Genomic DNA, 25,124 nt, shown 5'->3' on the forward strand with positions numbered 1-25,124 from the left:
GATTAGTTCTGCAAGCTGCTGGACGCATATGGCAATCCCGCTTCATGGATGACCTCGTGCTGCCGACACCGCGGTCGACAAAGCCGGATCTTCCAGGACACGCCAGAGTGATGCTTGATCTGGACGCTATCGATCACGTCCACGCTGCCTTGCGACCGCTGCCAGGCCCGTCGCGAGTCGGCAGAATCCCACAAGGATATGAGAAAGGATCCGTCTCGTTCCAGGAAATCCGCAAAGCGCATCAAGATATCTTCCGGCCGCTCAAAGTAATAGAGCACCTCGTTGAAGATGATCATGTCAAACTTGCGCTCCGGCGTGTAAGTCGCGGCGTCCATCGCGACAAACTTCGTGCGCGAATCCGTCCACGCGCGGCTCGCAATATCGATGGCGCAGTCGGAAAGATCGACACCGACATACTCGATGGTCTCGAGTGGGCTGAACCAACGACGCAGAATGCCAGATCCGCACCCGAGGTCGAGCACGCTCGAGACACTCCCGTCGCATCTGCAATATCCGCCGATCACCGCATAGCGTGTCATTTCCTCGAGATTGCTGAGATAGTCCCATCGACCCGTCTCGTAGTCCCGGTTGAGACGCTGCGGCGCGATCGCGACACCGCGTCGAGAACTCCGCCCGACGAACACCGCATCTACCAACTCGCGAGCGCTCTGGCGTAGCCGCCCAGGAACCATCCGTTCGATCATTTCGAGTGCCTGCATGTGAGATCCCTGCAACCATGGCCTGGGGCCAAGCCCGACGCGCCCAGCCGGTTCCATTTGGTGGCGCGGCCCTCGAGACCACTCACAGTCCCGCATCTGACAGTCAGTAACGCCGTGCATGCCCGGTGGACAGGCCAGGACCGGCGGAATTGCGTACTAGTCCCGACTGATCATTGACGGTTCGGCCTCACAGCCGACTATCGCTCAAATCGAAGCAGCTCAGGTGTGCGGTGGTTGAGATCAGTGGTGAGGGCGACGACGCAAGCGACATTCGGTAACGCCGGCCGTGGCGCTTCATGTGCGACACGATTGGTGACTATCCGCTTCCTGCGCGAGCTGGTCCGAAGCACCCTTTACCGGATCGGCGCGTTATCTTTCTATCATTGGCTCCGCAATCGGCGTACCCTGACGGTCGTCACACTCCATCGTGTTCTGCGACGCGGGGATGCACGCTGGGAAACAGCACTTTCCCCATGGACTCTCGACGAAGCGACATTCGACCAATGTCTCGCGTTTTTCAAGCGTCACTACGCAATCGTCGGGCTCGACGACATCAAACAGTCCCTGAAGGGAGAGCGCCCTCTGCCGGTGAGGAGCCTGTTGCTCACATTCGACGATGGGTTTGCCGATAATTTCGATTACGCGCTCCCGCTGCTGCAGAAGCACCGCGCGCCGGCGACCATGTTCGTAACCTCGGACCGGATTGGAAGCGAGGAGCGGCTCTGGACCGAGGATTTGCTGTCGGCTGCTATGCGTGGACGGGTCAGCCGGCGGCAACTTGCCTGTCTGCATACACTCCTGATCGGCGAAGCCAGCGATCCGGACGACGACAATCTCGTTTGGGACATCGTGCGTCGCGCCCCCCAGTTCGGGGTGGAGCTGGTCGAGGCCGCGCTCTCCGCGCTAGAGATCGATTTGCAACGGGTCAGGCGTCCCCGCCAAATGCTGGCTCCCGAAGAATTTGCAATTTTGATTCTGAACGGAATTTCTATCGGTGCCCACGGAAAGACCCATACAGCGTTCCCTTTCTCTTCAGATATTTCAGCCGAGCTCTGTGAACCTCGCGCTGTACTGAATGAGATCGCCGCGCCTCACGGCCAGTGCTCGATTGACGCACTCTCCTTTCCACACGGAGCGTACACGCTGGAGATTGCTGATCAGGCACTTGCTGCGGGCTACGTGCTTCTGTTTACCGGCGAGCCGGAGCTTTGCAGCCTCGATCATGGCTTTCTGGCGAGTTCGCGGGTCGGGCGGCTTGATGTCGACGCAAGGCGGATCGCTCCCAATGGTCGGTTCCGACCGGAGGCCCTCGCAACCTCCCTGTTTACCGCGCGGAGGCGACGGGCAGCTCGCACTATCTTCCCAAGGGGCCAAAGACGCCCCGCCACTCCGCACACCACAGCGACAGCATCGTGCAGCGCCTTGTTGGCGGGCCTGTGGCGCAGGCTAAGAGAGCCGATGAAGATTTTTATCTCCAGTGCAAAGCGGGAGACCGGGTGATGCGCCTGCGGCAGGCAATTCTAAGTTCCGCCGTGCAGCAGAACGCGACGCTTCTGTTGTTCTTCGCAACTGGCGTTGTGATCGCCCACCTGCTTACGCCGCGACAGGCTGGGTCCTACTCCATTGCGATAGCTGCCGCCGGTACGGTCGCGGATTTGAAGGACACGGCACTTGGATCATATGTGGTCAGCTCCCCGAAGCTCGATAATTCGCTCCTGAGTGCTGCCTTTGGCTTAAGCCTGACGATAGCTGTTTGTCTCACCGTTGGGCTGTTCGGCTTGAGCTTTGTGCTTACCGCCTTCTACGGCGACGCGGCTCTCGGCCACTCTTTGCGGATTTTGGCCTTTGCGCAGCTCTGTCCTGCGGTCGCCTTTCCAGCGACAATGCGGCTGATGCGCGCAATGCGCTTCGGCGCCCTGCTCGCCATCGGCCTAGTTGCGGCAAGCTGCCAAAGTGCAGTCTCAATTACGCTTGCGGCACTGGGATACGGAGCCGACGCGCTGGCGTGGGGGTATTTCGCCTCGGCCGTGATCACGGCCGCGATGACCATTGCCTGCAAGCCCGACGCCTTGCGCCTTCCGCCGACACTTGCAGGCTCGCGGCGTCTGCTTGCTTTTGGAGGCTGGACTTCGGCGACACTCTTGGTCGGCAGCGCAGCGTTGTCTGGCCCCGAACTGATGATCGGCCGAGCCGTCGGGCTTGCCAACGCGGCTTTGTTTTCACGCGCTCAAAACCTGGTCTCTTTCGTTAGAAACGGCCTTGTGCTCGGTATGACGAGACCCCTGCTGCCAAACCTTGGCGAACGGGAAAGCCGCGGCGTCGACCTGGCGCCGATCTACGGATCGTTCGTTGAAACGATGACAGGGCTGGCTTGGCCGGTCTACGCCCTGCTGGCAATTTGGGCCGAACCGATCGTGAGGACAATCTACGGAGAGGCGTGGCGCGCCACTGGCGTGATGATGATACCGATCGCAATTGCCCACGCTGTGACGCTTACGGCTGGTCCATACTACGATATCTTGATCGTCAAGCGACGTCAGCGGCTACTCTTTGCCTGCGAAGCCGCAGTTTGTGTTTTCACGATCGTGATGCTTGGGGCTGGCCTAAAACTCGGGATTGAGGCTGCAATCTGGACCCTGCCTGTGAGCGGCATCTTCTTTGCAGCTTGCTACTTGGCGGTGCTTAGATCTGTCATTGGGTATGATCCTGGAAGGCTGTTCACGGCTTGGGCAAGAAGCCTGGCTGCCACACTGGTGGTGCTTCCCGTCCCACTCGCCTTTCGACATGTTTTGACCCAGGGACCCACTGAAATTCTGTTCGGGTTTGTAGCGTCAAGCGCAATCTCGGTGGCGATCTGGGTTGTGGCCCTCACATTCATTCGACACGAGCTCTCCGTTCACGTTCGCGGTTTGATCGAGGATCTCTCACGGTCAATAGGTGTCTCCGCATATCCACGATTCCTGCCCCAACCAACCGAAACGGATCGAGGGTGACTCTTGCAAGACAGTTCGGAACGCCAGGGGCCAGTGACGATAGACCGTGTGGGCAGCGATCCTGGTCGTGATCGCAAAGTTCGGCTGCGGCTTGAACACTGCCTTGCACATCCGACAGCCGACTTGCGCACCGGCTCGACAACTCGAGTTGGCCGCAGCGCAACGCACAACAGCCCAGCTCTCGACGGGCTTCGAGCGATCAGCATCGTCCTTGTCCTGGCGGCCCACCTGCTTCCGCTCGGGCCCAAATATCTGCAGTTGAATTCCACCGCCGGGCCCATGGGCATGAGCCTGTTCTTTGCCCTCTCAGGATACCTGATCATTCGCAGCCTGCGTTCTGCGACCATTTTCGAGTTCGTCGTCAGGCGAATTGTCCGAATCCTGCCGCTTGCATACCTCTACATCGCGCTCGTTTTCATCGTCTTCGGCCTGAGCGGGCCGGCACTGCTTTACCATCTTGGCTTCATCATAAACTACCGGCTCGATCAAATGATTCCGGTGACCGAGCACCTTTGGTCCCTGTGCGTGGAAGTTCACTTCTACGTCTTTGTGATGGCGCTGGCCGCGCTGGCCGGACGCAAGGGCCTGATCGCCGTGTGGCCCTGCTGCGCAGCAATCACCGCTCTTCGTATCCTGGCAAGTACGCCGATCGAGGTGACCACTCATCTGCGTATCGACGAAATCCTCGTCGGGGCCTGCGTTGCCACCCTGCCGGCGCGCCAACTCCGCGCCTCAACCTCCCCGCTCGTTTGGGCGCTCGCGGCAGGCGCGTGGGCAGCAAGCTCGCATCCCGATACCGGCTGGCTGCAATATCTGCGGCCTTACGCGACAGGCCTCTTGCTGTGGGCGACGCTTTCGCAGCCGCCGAACACGCTGCTCGACGTGCTCGGCAGCAAAAGCCTATCGTACATTGCTGCAACCTCCTACGCGCTCTATATCTTTCATCCACTCACGGCGCACGGATGGTGGAACGATGGCAGCGTTTACCAGCGCTATCTGCTCAAGCGACCCATTGGTCTGGTTCTCACGCTGCTCGCAGCCCACCTCTCGACGTTTTATTGGGAGCGCATGTGGATACAAGCGGCACGGCGCTGGTTGAGTGCAAGGCGCGCCTTGAAGCCGGCCATCGCAGCGGATCACATCTGGAGCGACGTGAGTTCGCGACCATGATCATGAACGGGGCGGCCGTCCGTTTCGGTTCAAAAATACAGCAGCCGATCCAACACGCTGTTGATTTACCGATCCGCCTTCTCGGCTTTGGCTTGAGACAGGCTAAGCATACCGCTCGCCTCGTATGGTTCGGAACGGATCACCGGAACCTTAATAATATCATCAGGCTGTACAAGAGCCATCTCGTCCGCCGCAATTTCCTGCGTCGTCTCGCCATTTTTTCTGACTAGCGTGAATCCAGATCGTCGATCCTTCTCCGCCAAGCGCTCCCTCGCCTCGGCCGGCGCACTGATCTGCGCCTCCATAAGCAAATCGCCCTGCGTCTTGATCCGCGCCCGCACTTCCGCGATGTCATCCCTCGTCTGTTGCAGATCTCTCTCGTCCGCTTTCCTTCTCTCCTGAGCGCGTTCGTGAAGCCGATGCTCGGCCAGGGCAATACTCTCTTGCGCCTTTACGATCGCCGTTTCGATGTTCAATTGCTCGTTCACGATTTGCGCGAGGGATCGCTCCATCGAGAAGACCGTCGGTGCGAGCGCAAGCCCCTTCGCGGAAAGGGCGCGAAATTGCTTCAGCTGCTCCTGAGTGCTATCCCTCTCCTGCGCCAGTGCGCCGACCTGACCACGAAGCGATCCAGTCTCGCTGTTATAGAGCGCCTTGATCTTTTCGAACTCCGCCTGCTCTGAACGAATTGTGTTGTTTTCCACGTCAAGGACGGAGCGCTCGCCTTCGACGATCGCGACGATGTCCGGGTCGTCCTTGCGATCAGCAAGCTCCGGTGGGAACGGAAGATCGGCGCGACCGGCGAGCGCCGCAGTCAGCCGGGCCTCGCGCGCCAGCAGGCGGCACCGCTTCAGCGACAGGGCGCGCATTTCTCCCTTGGCCAGCGCCATGTCGCGGTCCAGGCGCAGCAAGCCGAACTCAGGACGATAGTATCCGCCCGCGATGCTGATCGCCCCAAGGACCGTAAGACCCGGCCGATATGGATACTGGCCCGGGTGCTGGACGTCTCCCACGATGGAAAACGGTCGATACTGAAGGATTTCCACCGCCGCAACCGGCCGTTCCGCTCCGTCCGAGCGCCGTTGCAGACGATCAGATATCTCTCCCGCCAGATCGTTCACACGGAGACCTCTGGCATCAATATTTCCGATCAGAGGCAGGGAAATCGCGCCGTCCGCCGCGACCGTATATTCGCCGGTCAGATCCGGCCATTCCTGCACCTTGACCTTTAATCGATCAGACACGCCGAGCTTGTAATCTTCCGCGATGGCCGATGGGACAACAAGAGCCATGGCGATGTTGACGGCGATCGCGATCTTGAGAGCTGTTCGCTTCATCCTACAAATCCCCTGGCTCTGTCAGATCTAGAGATTGGGGCCTCCCGGAGCGCCTTTGCGTTCGGACCAAAGTCTCGGACCGCAGCACACTCCGCGGAACCTTGTTGAGAACCGTCCCCAGAATCCTGTCTCGCACGGATCCCAACGAACTTAGCGCCCGGCCCAACTCGGTCTCCGACGTATGGCCCCACTCCACCACGATCAGCAGGCTATCGATGATTTGACCGGCAGATCGCACGTCGGCCGCAGTCGCAAGTGCAGGTAGATCCAAGATGACCCATTCGTAAGCGCACTCGCGCCCTGCATTGATCACGTAGGCAAGATTGCCCCAGAGCATATCGAGGTTGCTCAGAACTTCCCCACCCGGGAGAAAGTCGAGATTGGGACTAATCTCCGGCTGAATGGCATCACCGGGCGCGACCTCCCCTCGCAGCACCTCGTGCAAACCGGCCACCTGCGGTGCAACCGGCCTGAGGGCGGGAAGCGTGTCGCTCTGGCCCGCATCGACAAGGAGCACGCGCGAACCCTCGCCGGCGAGGAACCTGGCCCAGCTGCCCGCCACGACTGTCTTCCCTTCGCCGGGGCAATAAGAGGTCACTCCAACCACGTGAGGGACCTGGTTCGATGTTTCGAGCACTGCCGACCGCGCGCGCTGCAGGACCGATCGCCTCAACGTTGAGGCCAGGCCCAACCGGTTCGCTTGAGGGATCTTCATCCGCGGCAGGGCCCCAAAGCACTCGACTGAAGTCAACGCAACGAGCTGTTCGGCGCTGCGCAAGCGCCTATCGAACAGCGCGAGCCCGATTCCAATGCCGCACGCCAGCATTCCACCGACCACCGGCGCCAGCAGCATAATGACCGTCGTTGGGGGCCCATCGCTTGAGGTGGGCGGAACGGCTTCACTAATGATCCGCGCCGTCGGACCAAGCACCTTGATCCGCTCCCGCAGCGAGGCACTCGTACTGACCACCGCGCTTGTGTCGTTTTGCTCTTGAACGAATGATGCTGCCAGCTCATTCGTCAGCCTCGCCGCTTCATCGGGGCTGCGCGCGCGTGCTCGGACCGAAATGATGAGGCTCGCACCGACGCGACTGACCGCCATGCCAGATCGCATTCGCGCCAGCACTTTCTGCCTTCTTCTTTCGTCCGAGAGCGGCTCTTCGGAACCAGATATTCGCCTTTGCAAGAGATCGCGGACACGTTGCCACCCGATCCGGCCAATGGCCTGCTCGAGGCTCGATCTTGGCAGGATCTCTTCGGTCTTTTCCAACCCGATCTTGTCGACCACCCGTTCGAGAACCCTGCTCGATCTGAGCATTTCAATTGCGCTCTGAATCAGCGAATTCTCGACCAGAACCTGAGTAACGACAGCGTCGGGTCCGGACATTTGCAGCGTCGTATTCGAAATGAGTAGTTCGGAGGTCGCGCTGAACACTGGAACCCTGATCGCGCCATAGACAAGACCTGCCATCCCTCCAATAGTGACCCCAACGAGCAGCAACCGTAGAAGCGCTGGACGGTGCTGACGAATCTTCGCGAGCGCAATCCTGAAGCCGAGCCCATCACGCCAGACTTCCGGAAGGGATCGGTCCTCTGTGCGGTCGACATACACCCGCTTCCTGGCTGACGAGTCGAGCATCAATGCGTCTCCCGGTTATTGTGTCCGTCGAAAAAAGTGGGCATCACTGCTGTAGTCTCGACTGGACCGCTTCCAGAAGATGCCAAGGAAAGCCGCGAAGACGGTTGTTGCCATCGGGATAGCAGGCCGCCTCCGCGTAGCCCTTGGGGCACCGCAAGATGCCGCCAATTCCAAAATACGGGTGACTTGTTCCCTTTGAGAGTGGGTTCTCGGCGTAGAACACCACGGCGCCCGCTGTGTCACGCACGATCATCCCGTATAGTTGCACGGCGTGCGCCAACATAGCCGCATAGGGGTCCATATCGATCCTATCGAGATCGACATTGCTAGGAATCCGGAACGTCGCGCCCTCAGGAATCGCCTCGGGATCGTTGTCGTCGCCATCGGTGCGTTGCGCGGGGTAGGCCCACACGGATTGGCGCGCTTGCGGCAGGGCTATGTGAATTGCGTGATTGATCTCACCTTGGCGCTGCTCCGCAACGGTGATCAGCCCCGCAAGCAGAACAAGGCCAGTCGCCGTCGCGCCAAATTTGTACCCGTCTTCAGTCGTCGGAAAATACCCTGGACTCGTCGCAAGGTTATCGATCTTGCCACCCCACGAAGCCCGCCATTCGTCTACAGTGTCGCCCACCGAGTTGATGGTCTTGCGCCCACTCTTTTCCATGCCCCAAAATTCCCAATAGTGCTTCGTCGAGGGCTGATAGACGATGGCCTCCGCGTCACTGCCGCTCGAGGGCTGAAACCCGTCAGGCAGCGGAACGCTCTCCCATTGTTGTTGCAGCGGTTCGAATTGCCAGTCCGGGCTCGCCGCTCGCTCCGCCCGCACACGGACCGTCGGCTGATCACCTGAGACAACGTAAAGGGGCGGCGAATACCGATCGATATTGACCGACGCAATTCCGTAATGAGTTCTGATCTGATTCTGAAGCGCAGCTACCCATCTGTCGGAATGTGGATCGCGCGGAGTATCCGGTGGCAACTGGGCATGGACGTAGCTTGTCCCGGAAAATTCTCGATCCGCCGCCATGATCAGCGACGGTCGATCCTTGGCATCGATTGATTGTCGCGACGTACGAGCACTATCCGCTACGGTTCCGACGCAGATCCCGAGACCAAGAAGAAACATCGTACCGGCAGTACAGCAAAGGCTCGTGATGGGACCGCGCATTCTGAGCTTTCCCGCTCAATTCAGTGGAACCTCTCCGTGCATCCACAGTCGAGATAACGCCTCCCGTTCGGCTCCACGTCTATCGCCCATCCAGAAACATGACGGCATCTGCAGCGGGGCCGCAACGCCTTCAAAGTAACTAGTCCTGTCGGGTGCCAACAAACGGTCCACTGCAAAGCTCAGAGCCGCCCTTTGGGGCGCTCCGTACCGATACCTCGCTGCAGCAGTAGTTCGATCGGCTGCTGGCTACACGCCGACTCGGACTAGTCGGCATGACTCACCATCTCATTCGTGAGAGCAACCTTGCTGTGCAGGCCCATGGCTACACTCCGTTTCGCCTTCTCCGCGAAAGCGAGGGGGCGCTGCGCGCACGATTGGCGATCCATTCAAGCCTACGGACGCGCCGCTTTTCAGTTTGCGTGCAGTCAGTGGACTTGGCTCAATGCGTGCCCTGCAAACACAAACGGCCGCTCACAGGCGCGACATCCAGACGCCGATCTTTCCCGACTTCTCCCGGCAAGTTGTCTGCATTGAGGGACTGCTCTGCGACGCGGTGACGTTTGAGGAGGCGAAGCAGCGGATTGTCTCGTCCATCAGAGAAACGCGCCGCTGCAATCTGGTCACTCCGAATGCGAATTTCCTGCGCCTGATCCGCTCCGACCCGGATTTCAGAGATGCCGCATTGGCAACCGATCTCTCTGTCATCGACGGGATGCCACTGCTTTGGCTCGCCCGCCTGCTCGGAATTCCTGTTCGACAGCGTGTCAGCGGCTCTGACCTATTTGATGCTCTCTGGGCCGATACCAGCGAACACCTGAGCACCTTCTTTTTCGGTGCGACCGATGACATCGGCTACCGCGTGCGGAAGCGTCTCAGCGAAGCTGAGGCGGCCATCGAGTGCGCGGGCACCCTTTCTCCGGGCTTCGGCTCCGTTGAATCGATGAGCGATCCGGAAGTTCTCGACACCATCAATGAGGCGCACCCCGACCTTCTGATCGTTTCGGTCGGAGCGCGCAAAGGCCTGTTGTGGCTTAATCGGAATGAGCACCAGCTTTCGGCTCCCGTCATCTGCAATCTCGGAGCGACCATCAATTTCGTCGCGGGAAGCATCAAGCGTGCTCCCGTGTTCTTTCGTCGCTCCGGAATTGAATGGCTATGGCGCATCAAGGAGGAACCAGCGCTCTGGACGCGGTATGCTCTCGATCTCGCAACGTTGATTTCCGTCCTGCTTCGCCAGGTCCTCCCCTGGGTCGTCTATCGTAGTGTCCACCGGCCTTCCGCAACGCAACTGGCTGCGGCACGCATCCGGCACTATCAGCGCGGCGATGACGAGATCCTGGAATTCTTCGGCGCGTGGACGCGGCAGAACATCTTGCCCGTACGCGACGCCCTCGCCGCAGCGTGCCTTGCCAGGGGCAACCTTGTCATTAACGTCGACGGCGTGAGTTACGTCGACGCCACGTTCCTGGGACAGCTTCTGCTTGCATATGGCTATCGCCGCCGAATGCACCGGGGATTCCTGCTTGGCGCTTCCGAACGGCGAATCAGGAAAATGCTGCGCCTGCACGGTTGCGACTATCTGCTTTTCGCCGGTCAACCCGGTTCGGACACTGTCGCGGCCTCTGAGCCATGCGACGCCGCAGGGACGCTTGGCTCTCGCAAAGTTTGCGAGAGAAAGATCGCTTCTGGCGGCACGCCTTAGATCGATTTGGCCGAGGCCCTCATGATGCTTTCGACGCTGAACATCCTGCTCGGCCTCGCCGCGACAGCCCTGGCTCTGGTCACGCTGAGCTTCGCCCTGCAAGCAGCGGCCATGATCTTTCTGCATGATCGTCCGTTCTTGCTCCTGCCCCGCCGCCCCTCAGTCGCGATATTGGTGCCGGCGCACGACGAAGAACAGAACATCGAGGCGACACTCCTTCGTATTAGGCAGGACCTAGCGCCCGGCGACCGGCTCCTGGTTGTGGCGGACAATTGCAGTGACAGAACTGCTCCTCTCGCAGCGCGAGCCGGAGCAGAAATTTTGGTCCGGAGCAATCCGGAGCGGCGCGGCAAAGGCTTTGCCCTGGCGGCCGGCCTTCGGCATCTAACCGCGACGCCTCCCGAAGTCGTCGTGTTCATAGACGCCGACTGTCAGATCAATCGGCACGGGATCGACTTGTTAGCGCGCGCCTGCGCAACCGCCGACTCGCCGATCCAGTGTCTAGATCTCATGGTCGCACATCCCGATAGTCCCGGAGCGCCTCGCTTGGCCGAATTCGCCTGGCGGATCAAGAACGATTTTCGTCCAAACGGCTACGCGCGTCTTGGCTTGCCTTGCCAGCTCCGCGGAACAGGCATGGCTGTGCCATGGGCGCAAATCAATCCAGACCTATTCGCGACCGAGCTTCTGGCCGAGGACATCTTCCTTGGACTTGAGCTGGCGATCCAAGGACATCCGGCGCGATTCTTCCGTGGTGCGCGCGTGACAAGCTATTTCCCAGACACGCAAAGTGGCCAAGTCCAGCAAAAGCATCGCTGGGTCCAAGGGCACCTTGGGCTGATCAGGAGTCACCTGCCCCGCCTCATCTTCCAGGCCTGGAAAAAACGAGATCTACGCTTGCTTGCGTTGGCGGCGGATCTCGCGGTCCCGCCACTCGGCATGCTTGCCATAGCCGACATGGTGCTCCTGGCCGTCAGTTTACTTTATCTGGCTGCTGTAGGCATACGCGCTCCACTCGCATGTTCCGCGTTTGAGCTCGCCGTTTTTGCATTCCCGCTGGTGAGCGCTTGGTACGTCTCCGGTCGCGATTTGATCGGATTTAGGGAAGTAGCGCAGGTGCCGCGGCACATGATCATGGTGATGCGCACCGCACTGGCGTTGGCTCGCGGAGATCGGACGCAATGGGTCCGAGCCGATCGGCCACGGACAACCCCTCAATTCATCCGGCACATGCGCCACACACGACACTAGCGCTTTGCGCAGAAAGCGCTTGTTGGTCGCTCAAGCGCGACTGGCGGTCGCCTGCCTTAACCCAAACAGTGTTCGTCCGACAATCGTTGTCCTTGCCAATCGCTTGAGAAAGCGGCTCAGATCATATCCTGGAATGCAGTCGCTAAGGAGAACGGCCTGAGCCTCTTTGTAGCGCCCCGCATCCAATAGTTGGCGCGCATATTCCAACATGAGGAAATTAGCATAGCGCCTGCTGCTCTCATGCAGACGCGCCGGGACGACATGATCTCGCATCAAGTCCGATAAGCGCTCTGCGAAGAGCGGTCGCGATATCGTGTCGCGGCTCCCGCAGAGCGATGGCGAGCTCGCGTCATTGTACGTTGCAGATGGTGCCGCGCTATAAATAAAGGAACCCCGGCAGGCAAGTCTGCACCACATGTCGATATCTTCGCCTGTCGAGATGCCCTCGGCAAACGGCCCTGCAGCCAGCAACTCGTCCCGACGGACCATGATCGAACTTGAGCTGACTGGATAGCCGCCATTGGAGAGCGCAAACGAGAAATAATCGTCGATCCTTTGCGCCGAAACGTTCGGATCGATCAGAAGGCTGCCTGCTCTGCTTTCCAGTCGCAGGTTGCTGAAGACTGCGACTGCATCGCTGCCATCAGCGGCGCGCCAAAGACTCGCGAGATGGTCGTGCGACCACAGATCATCTGCATCGAGGAACGCAACCCATTCTCCCTGCGCAGCTCGAATCCCACGATTACGCGCGGCCGAAACTCCAGCGTTCGGCTGCTCAATCAACTGGAGATGCGGCAAGCCGGCCGCCTTCACCAAAGTCGCGCTGGGGTCGGTCGATCCGTCGTCGACAACTATAAGCTCAAAATCGATGTCCGTCTGACGAGCTACTGACCACAGCGTTCGCAGAACGCAGTCTGCCTTGTTGTACAAGGGTGTCACGACAGTGATGAGCGGCTTCCGCCTGATGATCACGCGAGTTTCCACGGCTATCTGGCCGCAACAATGAGCGCGCGGTTTTCCGTCAAGTATTATTCGTGCGCCGCGCTCAGAGACAATCGTGAACCCGAACTAGCCCGCACGGGGAACGCGACTTGACCCTCCAGCATCCGGATCTGGGACTATTGAAAGCAGCTCATAGAGCCGAAACGGTAGAATATCGGAAGCCGCTCAGGCAGCTCCCGAGCACTCTCTTCGGAGAATTCGGAGTCCAGAGATTGCTCCGCGCAACCATCTCAGCCTGAGGGTGCGGCGACGACGATGTTGCTGGAACCTTGGGCCGCTCCGGACACAACTCCCCTTTAACTTAACTCAATCAAGCGCGTTTCGTTTCTAATCGTGATACGGCGTGACTACTTCGCCTGAGCCAGAAATCGGCCTCGGCGCCTCCTTCTCGACAACATTTCTAATGTACTTTAAGCTTGAACAAAATGTCGTGTTTCATATCGCGTCCCTGAAATACCCGATCGGACTCTTTGTGGTTGCGTCAGGATATTAGGACATGTCGAACGCCGCGATAGTACCAACGTTCATCCTCCAAATTGATGGATTCTTTCGCGAAGGCCTTCGGCTTATTCTATCGAGAACGCGATTCTCTCCACAAGGCTGGGGTATTGCGCTCGACGAGCTCAACGCAATACCCAGCGACGAGCCCAGCTTATTTATAGTCGGAGTTGGACAGAAGCATGATTTCATTTTCAAACGCATTCGCGCGCTGTATCCACTGTCCTTCATCGTAGCGATTGGCGACGAGCGCAGCCCCGATTGCCTGGCGAGTGCACTCGATGCCGGCGTGAATGCGGCTCTTTTCAATTCCGTCGCGCCGAACGCTCTCATTAATTGTCTGCACGCCGTTACCGACGAACATCTCATCGTTATCGATGGTCGCCTTTGGCCATTAGCGACCGTCCTGCCAAAAATCGACGAACGATTGTCGCCCCCAACTCAAAATGGTGCTCCTTGGGAGGCGGAGAGCGCGCTGCATGCCTCCAAGCTGCTGTCCGCACGGGAAATCGCGATCCTGGAACGAATTGTCCGAGGTGATTCCAACAAACATGTCGCGCGGTACTTCAAGATTGCCGAGCCGACCGTCAAGGCTCACGTCAAGGCGATCTTTCGGAAGATAGGCACAACCAATCGTACCCAGGCTGCCATCTGGGCGCTCAACAACAAGCTTATCAACGGCGCGCACGGCATTTCCACGCTGCTCGACGAGCATGTCGCCGGCGACGAAAGTCACTCCCTGGGATTCAATCAGCTCGATCCGACGATTGACGATGCCCTCATTGCTGGTCGTGCCAAGGTGGGCTCGCAATAACGTGATTTCACATCACAACCGCGGGCGCAGTTGGCGCCTCCTTCCTCTCCTTGCTGGTCTGGCCTCCGTCCCGTTGTCCGGTCAGCGCGCCCTCCGCTCGTCGAGCGAGCGCGCTACATCGCTGGGATGCAATAGGCCCCAGCTCAGGAGTTGGAGCTGGGGCCCTGGCAGCGTACTGTTGGTTGGCTGACGTCCACCTGAGCAGCCATCAGCGGATGCCAGACTGCACCTGCGGGCCGGTTCCAACACTAACGCTTGTAAATGTGCGCTGCGGACGCTCGATCCGACGAGCTCCGCGGACCGGCTACCAGCGCAGTTGCGTCGTGTCGTAACGAGAACGCTCAATTCGGCGTTGCGGGAGTCGGACGCGAAGCGCTGCGAACTGCTTGGTTGTCATTCGGCATGCAAAATTGGCTCTGTCTCACTTTTGATGCAGTTCGAGGGCGTCTGGCGCATTGATTGGAGGAGCATCAGCGCCATGCAGCAAGCACTCCACCGCTCCAGTCTGGTGCCGCGTGGATTTGTTGTAGAGAGTGCGCGCTACGAGATTGGCCGCATCCCTGCCGATGACATAATTGATCTTTTCGAACGCGAACAATCCATCCCAAACGTGCCGCGCGATCTTCTCGATCTAAGAGGACTCAAGCTCAGTCTTCGGAGGCGATCCGATCCAGGCGCAATCGGTGCCGATGGTCAGTGACTAGACGTCCACCACCGATGACCGCTGCAAGCGTTCCCAGACCCGTTCCGCCCGCAATTAGAAACATGATCAGTAGCTGGTATTTGACAGCGTCGACCGGCTCGACGCCCGCGAGGATCTGTCCGGTCATCATCCCCGGTAGAGAGACGAGGCCAATTGCCGCCATACCGTTGATCGTCGGCATGAAGCCGGTTCGTAGCGCATCGCGGATCACGGGCAGGAGCGCCTGATATCGCGTACCTCCCAAGGCGAGGCAGGATTCCACCGCAGCTCGTTCGCGAACCACCCCACTCACCAGCACATCCAAGCCCAGGCTCACACCAGTCATGGTGTTGCCCAGGATCATTCCCAGGAGCGGCAGAGCGTAGCGGGGGTGATACCAGGGTTCAGGACGTAGCTGCGTGAGCAGCGAAAACGTCGTAACGATACCGGCCGCGAGCAACGTGCATCCTGCACCCAAGCCGTAGGTCCAAAGACCCTCCAGCCGCCTTCTTTGACGGGCGACGATTTCGCGTGATGCGAACAAGACCATGATGAAGGCAGCGAGTGCCGTCCACAACGGCGAAACGGCCGCGAACAGAAACGTCAGCACGTAACCAACCAGCACAAGCTGAATCACCATTCTCACACTCGCGAAGGCCAGTTGCCGCTCAAGCTTGAGGTGCAGCGCCAGCGAGAGCGCACCGTTCATGACCACGAGTAACGCAGGCAGGATCAGGTCGCCGTAACTTAACTGAATGTAACTCAAAGCGGGTGCTCCTCAAGCCGCCCGTCGCTCGCCATCATGAGCAAGCGCGATCCGATGCGTCGCGCCTGGGCGTTGTTATGAGTACTCCAAATCACACTTGTGCCGCGCGACAACCGCTCCGCGATAATGGCTTCGACAGAAGCGGTCGAGGCTGCATCGAGCGCCGACGTGGGTTCGTCCAGCAAGAGCACGCGCGAATGCAGCAAAAGAGCCCGCATGAGCCCGAGCCGCTGTTTTTCGCCAGTGGAAAGTCTTTGGATCGGCCAGGTCGCGCAACTCGATGGCAGCCCCAGTCGCTGAGCCAGCGCGACCGCCGGCCCCCATGCAACAAAGTGCTCCTGCACTGTGTCCGCCCACCAGCCTGGTTCAGCAGCAACATAGGTCACCTGCTTCCGCCAAATGGGAGCCGGCATCGACTCTCTTGGCCTGCCATCCAACTCGATAGAGCCTTCGTTCGGATCAAGATCGGCGATGGCACGAAGCAGCAGGGTCTTGCCAACGCCCGAGGGGCCCTGCAGCGCAAGGCATTCTCCATCGGCCAGTTGAAAAGAAGCCGAGATATGCAGGCGTCTTAGCGCATTGATCGTAAGCATTAACTGACCCTGGAACGGCTTGCGTTGGCCTAGTTCCCTGCCTAGTTTATGCACACGGGGATTTCCAGTCTCCCCGTCAGACGGGTTTCCGTCCAAGCACTGACCAATACTCACTAGATGAGATGGTTGCGCATGGGCAGACCCAAACCCCTTTTCCACGAAAGATCGACCCCTGCAGGGCAGACATCAGCTCGCGGCATTCAGCGCGAAGAGCGTGGCATCGACGCGGTCGTCTTGCATTTCTCTCGTCTGGGCGGTCCGATGTACACTCACGAGAAGGTCACGCTGTCCGTGGTGGCGAAGAGTATCGCGCGCCTTAAGGGGCATCGATTTGCGGGTGAATTCGATCCAAAGGCGCATGCGCCCGCCCGTCATTTCTTTGTTCCCAGCGATACCCTCATCTTCGACGAGGCGCGGACTTTAGGAATTCATTCTTCCCAGCAGCTCTATGGCGCGGTCGTGCCTTATCCCTTCGTCAAGACGAAAGCCATCACGCATCACCTCATTGGCGCGCACGCGTCTCGGCCGTCTGGCTGGTCATCTGCATTCGCCGATAACGTCCATAGTGCTGTTCTTCCGGGCTATACAGTGTTTTGCGCCGACGATGCAAAATTGGCAGCTAAACGACTCTTGGTGCTCGGAGCGGTTCGCTTGAAGGAGCCGCTGGGCGATGGTGGCCACGGTCAAGTCACTATCGGTCGCGTTGCCGAACTGGAGGCTTATCTAGAGAATTTCCCGGCTGAGAGGCTTGCGTCTCATGGTCTGGTACTCGAGACCAACCTGCGTCACGTCATTACGCGAAGCGTCGGTTGCACGACAATCGGTAGCTCGGCGATCGCCTATCATGGCACGCAGCGGACCGTTACAAACAATCACGGACTTTCCGTCTACGGGGGTTCGCATCTCATATGCGTTCGCGGCGGCTGGTCAGCGCTTGAGGAACTTCCCATGGAAGCAGATGCGAGGCTCGCCGTCGGCCAAGCTCGAGTGTATGACCGCAATGCGACCAAATACCCAGATTTCCTGGCTTCGCGTCGAAATTACGATGTCGGACAAGGCGTGGATGGGAATGGGCAGTGGCGCTCCGGAGTATTTGAGGCTTCGTGGCGTTCTGGTGGCGCGAGCACTGCGGAGCTCGCTGCTCTGACGGCATTCGCAGATGATTCCAGCCTACAAGTGGTCGAGACGACGGCAGTGAAGGAATACGGAAAGTCGCGCAGAACCTCGACTGGCGCGGCGGTTCATTTTCATGGTGATGATCCTGATGAGGGGCCCTTGATCAGATACACGAGGGTCGCACGAGCGCTGCGCCAAGTCGCATAACCAGCGGACACTCAACTTCTAGCCCCCGTGTCTCCAGCGCTGGGCCGCGGATTTGCCACATCCCTCCGTGCTGTATGCTTGATCGCTTCCGTGTGGACACCGTAGGTCTCCAGGGTGCCCCCCGGCGGGAACTCTCGTGATCCGCAAATGAAGTCGCCATGAGCAGGTCAGTGTAAGCAGATCAGTGCGCTGTTCCCGGAGGGGCGGTCGGGATTGCAATCGTCCGACGGGACGATCGATCTGCACTTTGTTTACTGGAACTTCACAACAGATGTTCGTCGCATTGTGACGTCCGGCGCAATCAACTGAAGGCGGATCGCACGAGTCACTGCTCGCTGAGCTTGGTGATCGTCATAGCTCCGTCCATTTCCGAAGCGGAAAAGACCACTTCATCTCCAGGTCGCACCGCATCAAACAGCAGCCCATCCTGCACTTTGAATTCTTCGACCATCCCGTAGGAGGTCGCCCCGGCCGTACCCGGATGCATTTCGCGGACCGAAATGATGCCGGCCATCCCGTCCACCTTTACGACCACTCCTCTAACGGTTCGCTCGGCTAAGGCCTGCGAGATGATCGTCGTCATCACTATAGCAACCGCCAGGATAACTCGTGCTGCTCTCAATGTAATCTCCCGACCGTTAAATTGGCGCTCAAATTCGTGAGCACAGATTGTCAGAGGAATTCAGGTTGATCCCTCCGGCCCGAGTGACAACCCCGGCCCGCATTTCGAGACACTTATCGGCCGTCTGCACCGAGTCGCGCTCGTGTGTTACGAGCAGTAACGTTCTGCCGCGCTGACGAACCGCGCTCGTAAGCAATTCCATCACACGTTGTGCGCTTTGGTCATCGAGATTCCCAGTCGGCTCGTCAGCCAAGAGTAGTGCAGGATCATTTGCGAATGCTCTGGCAATAGCCACTCTCTGCTGTTCTCCCCCACTGAGCTGGGATGGGCTGTGGTCGGCGCGATCGGCTAGGCCGACGAGATCGAGAAGTTCGCGGGCACGGCCTTGGTTCGCTCGCCCCAACGCAATCATCGGGAGCAGCACATTTTCTAAAGCGCTCAGTTGCGGGATCAGATTATAGGCCTGAAAGACCATCCCGACCTGCTCCGCGCGGTATTTTGATGCTCGCGCCCCTGATAAGCGGGCCAGATCGGTTCCCGCCACGATGACGTGCCCTTGATCCGGATGATCAAGTCGCGCGATGAGGTTGAGAAGCGTGGTTTTGCCCGAGCCCGATGGACCACTGATCCGCACGAACTCGCCCTCTCCGATTTCAAGTGATACATCGCGCAACGCGCCAACGACGGAGCGCTCGCGGCGATATGTCTTTGAAACCGAGCGCACGGAGACGAGCGGAGTCACAAGTTCTCCTCCGAGAGAGTTATTGCCAGGGGCTGCTGCACAAGTCGAAGCACCGTCGAGACCGAGCCGATGCCGACGGCTGCGATTGCGATCGCCACGAGGGAGCCCGCCACTACCCAATCGATTGTCGGTTCCGTCGGGCCAAGATCGGCCATGAGCGAAGGCATAGCGAAGGTTCGCGGCACGAAAGCACGGGCAGCGAGGCCGCCGAAGGCAACCGCAGCAAATCCAAGAACCAGCCCGAAGACGACGGCAGGAGCGATTCCCGTCGCAGGCCGAAATCCGACGGCTATCAGCGTGGCATATTGGCGCCGTCGCTCGACATATATGTCGTGCAGAAGGTTTGCAGCGAACGATCCGGCCAATAGCAGCGTCGCAATGCTTACGGCGGAAAACAAAGTCAGGGTCAGAACGAAATCGTGGACCTTACGCTGGTATTGGCTGTATCGTTCCGTGACGAAGACGCCTGGCTCCAACCGAAAGGCTTCCTGGAGCTTGGCGACGAGAGCCGGCACCTCAGAGGCGCTTCGTGCAATGACGAGGGCATCGGTCAGGCTCTCGCGACCGAAGATGTCTTCGCTGGTTTGGATATTCACGAACGCACCGCTCGAGACGAAGGTCGACTCCGGCCTCAACGAGGGCGCTTCAGCCGACCTTGGCGGGGCGCCCCGTAGCTCTAGTTTGTCGAGAATGCCAACGACGGTGAGCTGCAGGTCCGTGCCGTCCGCCTTCCGAACCGGGAAAGTGCCGCCGATATCTACGCCGAGCGCCTGAGCTGACGCTTGATCGAGCACCGCGACCGCACGATCCTCACTCCGCAAAAACCGACCGCGCGCGATCGAGAAGCTGCTCAAACCGGGCTCGCTGTCAGGATCGATACCGAAAATGTAGATGTTTAGAAAACTGTCGCCGGATACGACATTACGAAACAGCGACTGCCGCTTGACCACCTGGTTCTCGCCTGCAGCCACTTCCAGATCGGTAGGGTCGATGAGCGGCTCATAGACTGGAATTGTGAGCGGCGGCAGATTTCCACTCCGCGGTGTTTCAAACAGAGCGCGATTGAAACGGCTCTTGACCTCAACGACGTCGGGCCGATCCTGACGAATGGCCCTGCTCAAAGTGTTTCGGGCGCCCTCGACCACCATCAGCGACCCAGCGACGGTTGCGCTGGTGGCAGCGAGAACGATCGCCGCCGCAAGCGCTTCGACGAAGCGGCGGCCGTAGCCTCCGAAGGTGAGCTTCACCCATATCATGCAGACACCCGAAGGAGCTGGGCGGGCGCCTGTGCAAGGGGCCAAAGCAGCACCGGAAGAGCTGCAATGGTTGTGGCAACAAGCGCAACCCCGGTGGCAAAACCGAACGTTGAAGCGCTTCGAACAAACGGCAGAATGATCACCGCCACTGCGGCGATCACCATGCCCGCGGCAAGGACCGTGTACATTCGTATCGCGAAATAGAGCAGGACTTTAAACGGAGAAAAGCCCACGGCCTGCAAAATTCCGAGCTCGCGCCAACGCGCCAGGATCAACTGGATCTGCAGACCGGCTACCCCGGCGGCCACGAGTACAAGTAGGAGAAAGATGAAGAACGACCCACCCGCTTCCAGTTTTCCTTGCTCTTGGAGTGCCGCTTCGAAATTGTTGCGCTCTGGCACTCGTAGGCAGAAGGTAGATTCACCTGTAGCGCCGCAGTCTTGTTTGAGATTCCGCTCATCGAGCAGGGATATCGCTTCACCTTCGACTGTTGGCACTTCCCGAACTGAGTGCGCCCGCACGATCAGTTCTTTGGCTGCAGTCTCCTTTGGGGGTGGCATGCCGCGAGCAGCCAGTTGCTCGCCGACGAATCCGAAAAAGTCCTTCAACACCTGGTCATTCAAAAGGATTGGCAACGTGGTTGCCACGCCCTTTGGCGCATCCGGGCGACGTACTGTGAGGACTTCACTGCCGCGCGCAGCAAGGCGCCAAAAGGGCTCAAATCGACCCTGATCCGGGCCGACGAGATCAAATGTCCCGATCAGGCGTAGCTTCTCGTAGCGTCGAACGATTGGAGGATCCGCGTTCACGTACGTCAAATCGACGGTTGCTTCGGCGCCAGGTCGAATGCCGACGTAATCAGCAACCCCGGAGGGGACAACGACCTCGTTGCGGTCCGGTGGACGCGCCGTTCCAGATGTAGCAAGCAGGGGGGCTCCGAGGGTTGCTGTGGACGCGTTCGGATTCAGATCATGGAAATTTACATAATAATCCCGGACTGGATCGAATGACCGATCGACACCTAGCGCGGTGGTCCGAGCACCGAGAGATTCCTGCTGCTTCTCGTTCTCGAAAACCACAAAGGATGTGTCGGCCACCAAGCCCAGCTGAGTGCCATTATAGGGAGCCACGATTGACTGTACCCCGGCGGCCGAACGTAGCGCCCGAATGAGGTCTGCGATCTCGCCCATCGGCACCTTGTTGAGATCGACGATGAGTGTTGTCGCTCCGGACTCTTCGTAGCTGGTCAGGAGCTCCGCCCGTCGAAGACCTATTTGTGCTGCAAAGAACGTGATTGCGACTAATGCAAGTGCGATCGCTAGCGCGGTCGCCAGTGACCGCAGCCACGCCCTTCTGAGATCGACGACGGCGAGCCAAAAAAGCCCGCGATCCACGACGAATTCTACCTCAGTTCCCGTTCGATATCCTCGTGAAGTTCTTCAACCATGCCGGAGATCGTCGATTTCACCTTAGTCGCCGGTGCCCCACTCTTGAGCTGATTGCCCAGCGAATCGAACAGTAGTTGTTGTTCGCGAGCCTCACGCGCTGAAATCCGGGGCGAGACGCTGTTCCAGGCCGCACGCGCCTGCCGGAAGCGGGTTTGAGCTTCAGCCGCATTGCCTGACGCGTAGGCTGTATCTACCGCGCGCAAATGGCTCACGATCCGATCCACGGATCCCCCGCCTTGGGACCTTTTCTGCGCGATTGCAGCGCCACTCCAGCCTGCGCCGTCAATTCCGAGGCCGATCGTCACCACGCCGGCCGCCAGCATTAGGCTAATCCACATTGGGGCAGTTCTCATCGCATCCTCCTGTAAGATGCCCGCCAGACAGAGCCCTCCAGCCTGATTCTCTTACTCCCCACTCTCCTCTCACCGCGTTCGCCGAACGCAGAGACGGCAAATCGTGGACTCGGATAGGCTCCAACCTTTAGTCGAGCCGCTCCGAAGCAGTCGAAAACTTCTTTCCTTGCAGCAGAACAATCGTGGCCTCAGGACGGCCGTCTTTCAGCTCAGGCACTGCGCTCACGACGAGCACGTCCGCGGCCTCTCCCTTAGCCTGTCCTTTTGCCTTGGTCGCAACATCGGCCAGCTTAACCTTCGCCCTGTCCATTGCGGCCTTTTGCAATTTGGCGTGGGCAAGGTCCTCGCCCTCGGTAATCGGCTCGACCTTGGCGACAGTCCCCGTCATGTGATCGACAATGACCTCGTAAAACTTTCCTTCTTTCGCCGTATAGACCGAAAGCTGGAGCTTGCCCTCGTCCATCTCGAATTTTCCAGAGATCGGCTGACCTTCCCGTTCGCTGGCCGTGAAGCCCTGCTGCAGGCTGACTTTCACGCCGCTCAACGCGTTTGCCAATTCGGCCTGCTCCTGGTCTGGACCAATCGCGAAAGCTGATCGAAGGCCAACAGATGATGCGGCCAAAGCAATGATCACGAAGCTACGGGCAGACGCCAGTAGCATTTGTCGTCTGGTCATGAGGTGCCTCCCTTCATTAATCGAGATGCCCCGCCGTCAAAGCTGCTGTTGCACCACCACCAACCGGTTGCGGCCTGCCGCCGATCTGGCGACCTGAAGGCGTTCCAGATGCGGCCGACGTTTCGGTCCTCGGCCAAATCTTGGTCGCCTTTCGGCGCCTCCACCACTGAAGAATTCCTGAAATCCCTGTCAGGAACGCTGCGGCAGCAAGGAACCGGTCTATAATGCCCGTGCGAGGGCAGCTCTCGGAGTGGAGCACACCGTGCGTATTCTGGTCATTGAGGACGAAAAGAAGGTCGCGAACGCGCTGCGCGAGGGCCTTGAATCAGAGCACTATGAAGTCACGATCGCAGCGACCGGAGAAGAGGGCTTTTTCCTCGCGAGCCAGTGCTCTTTCGATCTCTTGTTGCTCGATCTTATGCTGCCGCGCCGCGACGGCATCGATGTTCTCGCGACGCTGCGCAAGTGCGGCAATCAGACGCCGATCTTGGTCGTTACGGCCAAGGATGCGGTCGAGGACCGGGTGGTTGGCCTCGATCAAGGCGCTGACGACTATCTCACCAAGCCCTTCGCATTCTCCGAGCTGCTTGCGCGCATCCGGGCACTGCTCCGCCGCGGACGCATGGACCAGATCCTCAGGCTACAGCACGAGGACCTTGAGATGGATCTCGTCATGCACAAAGTCTCCAGGGGAGCTCAGTCTCTCGATCTGACTGCGAAGGAATTCGACCTGCTCGAATACCTATTGCGTCACGGCGGCCGCATCGTGTCGCGGGAGATGCTCGCACGCGACGTGTGGCACGCGACGGCTAGGGCTACCCCCCTCGACAACGTCATCGACGTTACGGTTGCCCGGCTGCGTCGCAAGATCGACGAACCCTACGACAGAAAGTTGCTGCACACTGTCCGCGGCCTTGGATACCTTCTTAGCGGGAGACAAGAATGAGATTCCGCCCGCCGAACGTGCGCACGCGGCTTACGCTCTGGCACGCTGGTGTGCTGACACTGATCGTATGTATTTTTTCCGCAGCCATTCTGCTTTTCGTCCAGACTCGCCTCTACGCTGCCTTGGACGCGCAACTCGGCCTGCAGATCGCGACCATCGGTAAGGTCTATCGCGAGGAGCCTGACGAACTGGCGGATTTGGCGTCCGAATGGGGCATAACATTGTTCCGGGTGGACGACGCCGGCGGCATCCGTCAGCAAACCGAAGCATGGGCGCGGGAGGGACTCTCGTCCCCGCTGCAGCCAGGCGATTCGGCATCGCCGCTGTCTTGGACGGCCCCGAGCGGTCGTCGCTATCGCGTCCATAGCTTAACTGGATCGTCCTATCGCGTGGCCGCCGCGATTGACGAAACTTCCCTCCGGGACACACTTTGGACGCTCGCCGTCATCCTCGCGACGGGCATTCCCTTCGCCGCAGGTTTGGCAGTCGCCGGAGGTTACTTCCTTGCAGGCCGGGTACTCGCTCCGGTCGGCGCGATGGCACAAAAAGCCCGAGAAATCACTGCAGAATCACTCGCAAAACGGCTCCCGGTCGATAACGCTCGGGATGAGTTCGGGCAGCTCGCGACGGTGTTCAACGACACGCTATTCCGTCTCCAAGATGCGTTCGAACGATTACGCCGCTTCGCTGCTGATGCTTCGCACGAGCTGCGCACCCCCCTCACCGCGATGCGCAGCGTTGGGGAGGTCGCGCTGCAGAGTCCACTTGATGCCGTCGCGTACCGCGACGTCATCGGCAGCATGCTGGAGGAAGTCGACAGGCTGACGCGGCTCGTCGAAAGCCTCCTGATCCTCACACGAGCCGACTCGGGAAAAATCCACCTAGTGCCAGAGGACCTGGACCTTGGACGGTTGGCAGGAAATGTCATCGATCAGCTCCACGTGCTTGCCGACGAAAAGCGGCAAGAGCTCACGCTCCGCGTTCCGATCAGGGTCCATGCTACGGCAGACGCCGCCCTCATCCGGCATGCACTCATGAATCTGATACACAATGCAATAAAATACACCCCAAATGGCGGCGCGATCACCGTCGAGGTGAATGCGACAGCCAAGCGGGCGGTGATCGAGGTACGGGACACGGGACCCGGGATTCCTATCGCGCATCGGGATCGTATTTTCGATCGCTTCTATCGCGTCGATGCGAGCCGATCGAGGGAAGAAGGCGGGGTCGGACTTGGGCTCGCAATCGCGCGCTGGGCGGTCGAGGCGAATGGCGGGCAAATCGAACTCGCAAGCGAAGGGACGGATGGAAGCTTGTTCCGGGTCATGCTGCCGGCTGCGGACGATTCTTCCGCGGCCGATGGGCATCGCCGGGTGCCGCATGAACTGCGCAGGGGGACACAAGAAGCTGCATCATCGTGAAGT

General features: G+C 59.4%; 23 protein-coding genes. 9 read left to right on the plus strand and 14 right to left on the minus strand.

Annotated elements, in window-relative coordinates; translation table 11 throughout:
- Nucleotides 1-2 precede the first annotated feature (2 nt).
- The gene (locus MTX19_RS19795) at nucleotides 3-719 is read right to left on the minus strand and encodes a class I SAM-dependent methyltransferase (protein WP_280978924.1); all 717 of its coding nucleotides are present in this window, start codon (nucleotides 717-719) and stop codon (nucleotides 3-5) included.
- Nucleotides 720-1,031: 312 nt separating this feature from the next.
- Between MTX19_RS19795 and MTX19_RS19800 the strand changes: the two genes are divergently transcribed.
- The 3 genes from MTX19_RS19800 to MTX19_RS19810 are packed head-to-tail and all read left to right on the plus strand — an operon-like array spanning nucleotide 1,032 to nucleotide 4,882.
- Nucleotides 1,032-2,219 (plus strand): polysaccharide deacetylase family protein, encoded by a 1,188-nt coding sequence (locus MTX19_RS19800; RefSeq protein ID WP_280978925.1) that lies wholly within the window; start codon nucleotides 1,032-1,034, stop codon nucleotides 2,217-2,219.
- Nucleotides 2,219-3,712: an oligosaccharide flippase family protein gene (locus MTX19_RS19805; RefSeq protein WP_280978926.1), complete on the plus strand. Its 1,494-nt coding sequence runs from the start codon at nucleotides 2,219-2,221 to the stop codon at nucleotides 3,710-3,712. Before MTX19_RS19800 ends, MTX19_RS19805 begins: the two co-directional genes overlap by 1 nt.
- 48 nt (nucleotides 3,713-3,760) lie before the next feature.
- Nucleotides 3,761-4,882 (plus strand): acyltransferase, encoded by a 1,122-nt coding sequence (locus MTX19_RS19810; RefSeq protein WP_280978927.1) that lies wholly within the window; start codon nucleotides 3,761-3,763, stop codon nucleotides 4,880-4,882.
- A gap of 65 nt (nucleotides 4,883-4,947) precedes the next feature.
- Here the strand turns inward: MTX19_RS19810 and MTX19_RS19815 are convergent, their stop codons facing one another.
- The 3 genes from MTX19_RS19815 to MTX19_RS19825 are packed head-to-tail and all read right to left on the minus strand — an operon-like array spanning nucleotide 4,948 to nucleotide 9,026.
- Nucleotides 4,948-6,219, minus strand: coding sequence for a polysaccharide biosynthesis/export family protein (locus MTX19_RS19815; protein ID WP_280978928.1), 1,272 nt, complete (start codon nucleotides 6,217-6,219; stop codon nucleotides 4,948-4,950).
- Nucleotide 6,220: 1 nt separating this feature from the next.
- Entirely contained in the window at nucleotides 6,221-7,858 is a 1,638-nt protein-coding gene (locus tag MTX19_RS19820; RefSeq protein WP_280986118.1) for a hypothetical protein, read from the minus strand.
- A 43-nt stretch (nucleotides 7,859-7,901) separates the two neighbouring features.
- Nucleotides 7,902-9,026 carry a hypothetical protein gene (locus MTX19_RS19825; RefSeq protein ID WP_280978931.1) on the minus strand — a complete coding sequence of 375 codons (1,125 nt, stop codon included), beginning with the start codon at nucleotides 9,024-9,026 and terminating at the stop codon, nucleotides 7,902-7,904.
- A gap of 442 nt (nucleotides 9,027-9,468) precedes the next feature.
- On the opposite strand from MTX19_RS19825, the gene MTX19_RS19830 reads away from it, so the two are divergent.
- Both MTX19_RS19830 and MTX19_RS19835 read left to right on the plus strand, forming a co-directional pair.
- Entirely contained in the window at nucleotides 9,469-10,728 is a 1,260-nt protein-coding gene (locus MTX19_RS19830) for a WecB/TagA/CpsF family glycosyltransferase (protein ID WP_280986119.1), read from the plus strand.
- Nucleotides 10,729-10,749: 21 nt separating this feature from the next.
- Nucleotides 10,750-11,979 carry a glycosyltransferase gene (locus MTX19_RS19835; RefSeq protein WP_280978933.1) on the plus strand — a complete coding sequence of 410 codons (1,230 nt, stop codon included), beginning with the start codon at nucleotides 10,750-10,752 and terminating at the stop codon, nucleotides 11,977-11,979.
- A gap of 30 nt (nucleotides 11,980-12,009) precedes the next feature.
- Here MTX19_RS19835 and MTX19_RS19840 read toward each other — a convergent pair whose 3' ends face one another.
- Nucleotides 12,010-12,951 carry a glycosyltransferase family A protein gene (locus MTX19_RS19840; RefSeq protein ID WP_280978934.1) on the minus strand — a complete coding sequence of 314 codons (942 nt, stop codon included), beginning with the start codon at nucleotides 12,949-12,951 and terminating at the stop codon, nucleotides 12,010-12,012.
- Nucleotides 12,952-13,477: 526 nt separating this feature from the next.
- On the opposite strand from MTX19_RS19840, the gene MTX19_RS19845 reads away from it, so the two are divergent.
- A complete protein-coding gene (locus tag MTX19_RS19845; RefSeq protein ID WP_280978935.1) occupies nucleotides 13,478-14,293 on the plus strand; it encodes a response regulator transcription factor in 816 nt (271 codons plus the stop codon).
- Between the two features lie 421 nt (nucleotides 14,294-14,714).
- Here MTX19_RS19845 and MTX19_RS19850 read toward each other — a convergent pair whose 3' ends face one another.
- Genes MTX19_RS19850 through MTX19_RS19860 form a run of 3 tightly spaced genes read right to left on the minus strand, consistent with a single transcriptional unit; the run spans nucleotide 14,715 to nucleotide 16,334 of the window.
- Nucleotides 14,715-14,891, minus strand: coding sequence for a hypothetical protein (locus MTX19_RS19850; RefSeq protein WP_280978936.1), 177 nt, complete (start codon nucleotides 14,889-14,891; stop codon nucleotides 14,715-14,717).
- Between the two features lie 49 nt (nucleotides 14,892-14,940).
- A complete protein-coding gene (gene fetB / locus MTX19_RS19855; protein WP_280978937.1) occupies nucleotides 14,941-15,741 on the minus strand; it encodes an iron export ABC transporter permease subunit FetB in 801 nt (266 codons plus the stop codon).
- On the minus strand, nucleotides 15,738-16,334 hold the full coding sequence (locus MTX19_RS19860) for an ATP-binding cassette domain-containing protein (RefSeq protein WP_280978938.1): 597 nt from the start codon (nucleotides 16,332-16,334) through the stop codon (nucleotides 15,738-15,740). Before MTX19_RS19860 ends, fetB begins: the two co-directional genes overlap by 4 nt.
- A 132-nt stretch (nucleotides 16,335-16,466) precedes the next feature.
- Here MTX19_RS19860 and MTX19_RS19865 point away from each other — a divergent pair, with 132 nt between their 5' ends.
- Nucleotides 16,467-17,657 carry a DUF3182 family protein gene (locus tag MTX19_RS19865; RefSeq protein WP_280978939.1) on the plus strand — a complete coding sequence of 397 codons (1,191 nt, stop codon included), beginning with the start codon at nucleotides 16,467-16,469 and terminating at the stop codon, nucleotides 17,655-17,657.
- A gap of 325 nt (nucleotides 17,658-17,982) precedes the next feature.
- On the opposite strand, the gene MTX19_RS19870 is transcribed toward MTX19_RS19865, so the two are convergent.
- From MTX19_RS19870 to MTX19_RS19895, 6 genes are all read right to left on the minus strand, one after another.
- Nucleotides 17,983-18,240: a copper-binding protein gene (locus MTX19_RS19870; protein WP_280978940.1), complete on the minus strand. Its 258-nt coding sequence runs from the start codon at nucleotides 18,238-18,240 to the stop codon at nucleotides 17,983-17,985.
- Between the two features lie 67 nt (nucleotides 18,241-18,307).
- Entirely contained in the window at nucleotides 18,308-19,021 is a 714-nt protein-coding gene (locus MTX19_RS19875; protein WP_280986120.1) for an ABC transporter ATP-binding protein, read from the minus strand.
- Nucleotides 19,018-20,277 (minus strand): ABC transporter permease, encoded by a 1,260-nt coding sequence (locus tag MTX19_RS19880; RefSeq protein ID WP_280986121.1) that lies wholly within the window; start codon nucleotides 20,275-20,277, stop codon nucleotides 19,018-19,020. Before MTX19_RS19880 ends, MTX19_RS19875 begins: the two co-directional genes overlap by 4 nt.
- Nucleotides 20,274-21,671, minus strand: coding sequence for an ABC transporter permease (locus tag MTX19_RS19885; RefSeq protein ID WP_280986122.1), 1,398 nt, complete (start codon nucleotides 21,669-21,671; stop codon nucleotides 20,274-20,276). The genes MTX19_RS19880 and MTX19_RS19885 overlap by 4 nt, the downstream gene beginning before the upstream one ends.
- An 8-nt stretch (nucleotides 21,672-21,679) precedes the next feature.
- Nucleotides 21,680-22,048 carry a hypothetical protein gene (locus MTX19_RS19890; protein WP_280978943.1) on the minus strand — a complete coding sequence of 123 codons (369 nt, stop codon included), beginning with the start codon at nucleotides 22,046-22,048 and terminating at the stop codon, nucleotides 21,680-21,682.
- Nucleotides 22,049-22,205: 157 nt separating this feature from the next.
- Nucleotides 22,206-22,754, minus strand: coding sequence for a hypothetical protein (locus MTX19_RS19895; RefSeq protein ID WP_280978944.1), 549 nt, complete (start codon nucleotides 22,752-22,754; stop codon nucleotides 22,206-22,208).
- A gap of 250 nt (nucleotides 22,755-23,004) precedes the next feature.
- Between MTX19_RS19895 and MTX19_RS19900 the strand changes: the two genes are divergently transcribed.
- Together MTX19_RS19900 and MTX19_RS19905 are read left to right on the plus strand one after the other, a co-directional pair.
- Nucleotides 23,005-23,700: a response regulator transcription factor gene (locus MTX19_RS19900; RefSeq protein ID WP_280986123.1), complete on the plus strand. Its 696-nt coding sequence runs from the start codon at nucleotides 23,005-23,007 to the stop codon at nucleotides 23,698-23,700.
- A complete protein-coding gene (locus MTX19_RS19905) occupies nucleotides 23,697-25,121 on the plus strand; it encodes an ATP-binding protein (protein WP_280986124.1) in 1,425 nt (474 codons plus the stop codon). The genes MTX19_RS19900 and MTX19_RS19905 overlap by 4 nt, the downstream gene beginning before the upstream one ends.
- Nucleotides 25,122-25,124: the final 3 nt, after the last annotated feature.

It is taken from the genome of Bradyrhizobium sp. ISRA464 (assembly GCF_029910095.1).
Classification (GTDB): domain Bacteria; phylum Pseudomonadota; class Alphaproteobacteria; order Rhizobiales; family Xanthobacteraceae; genus Bradyrhizobium.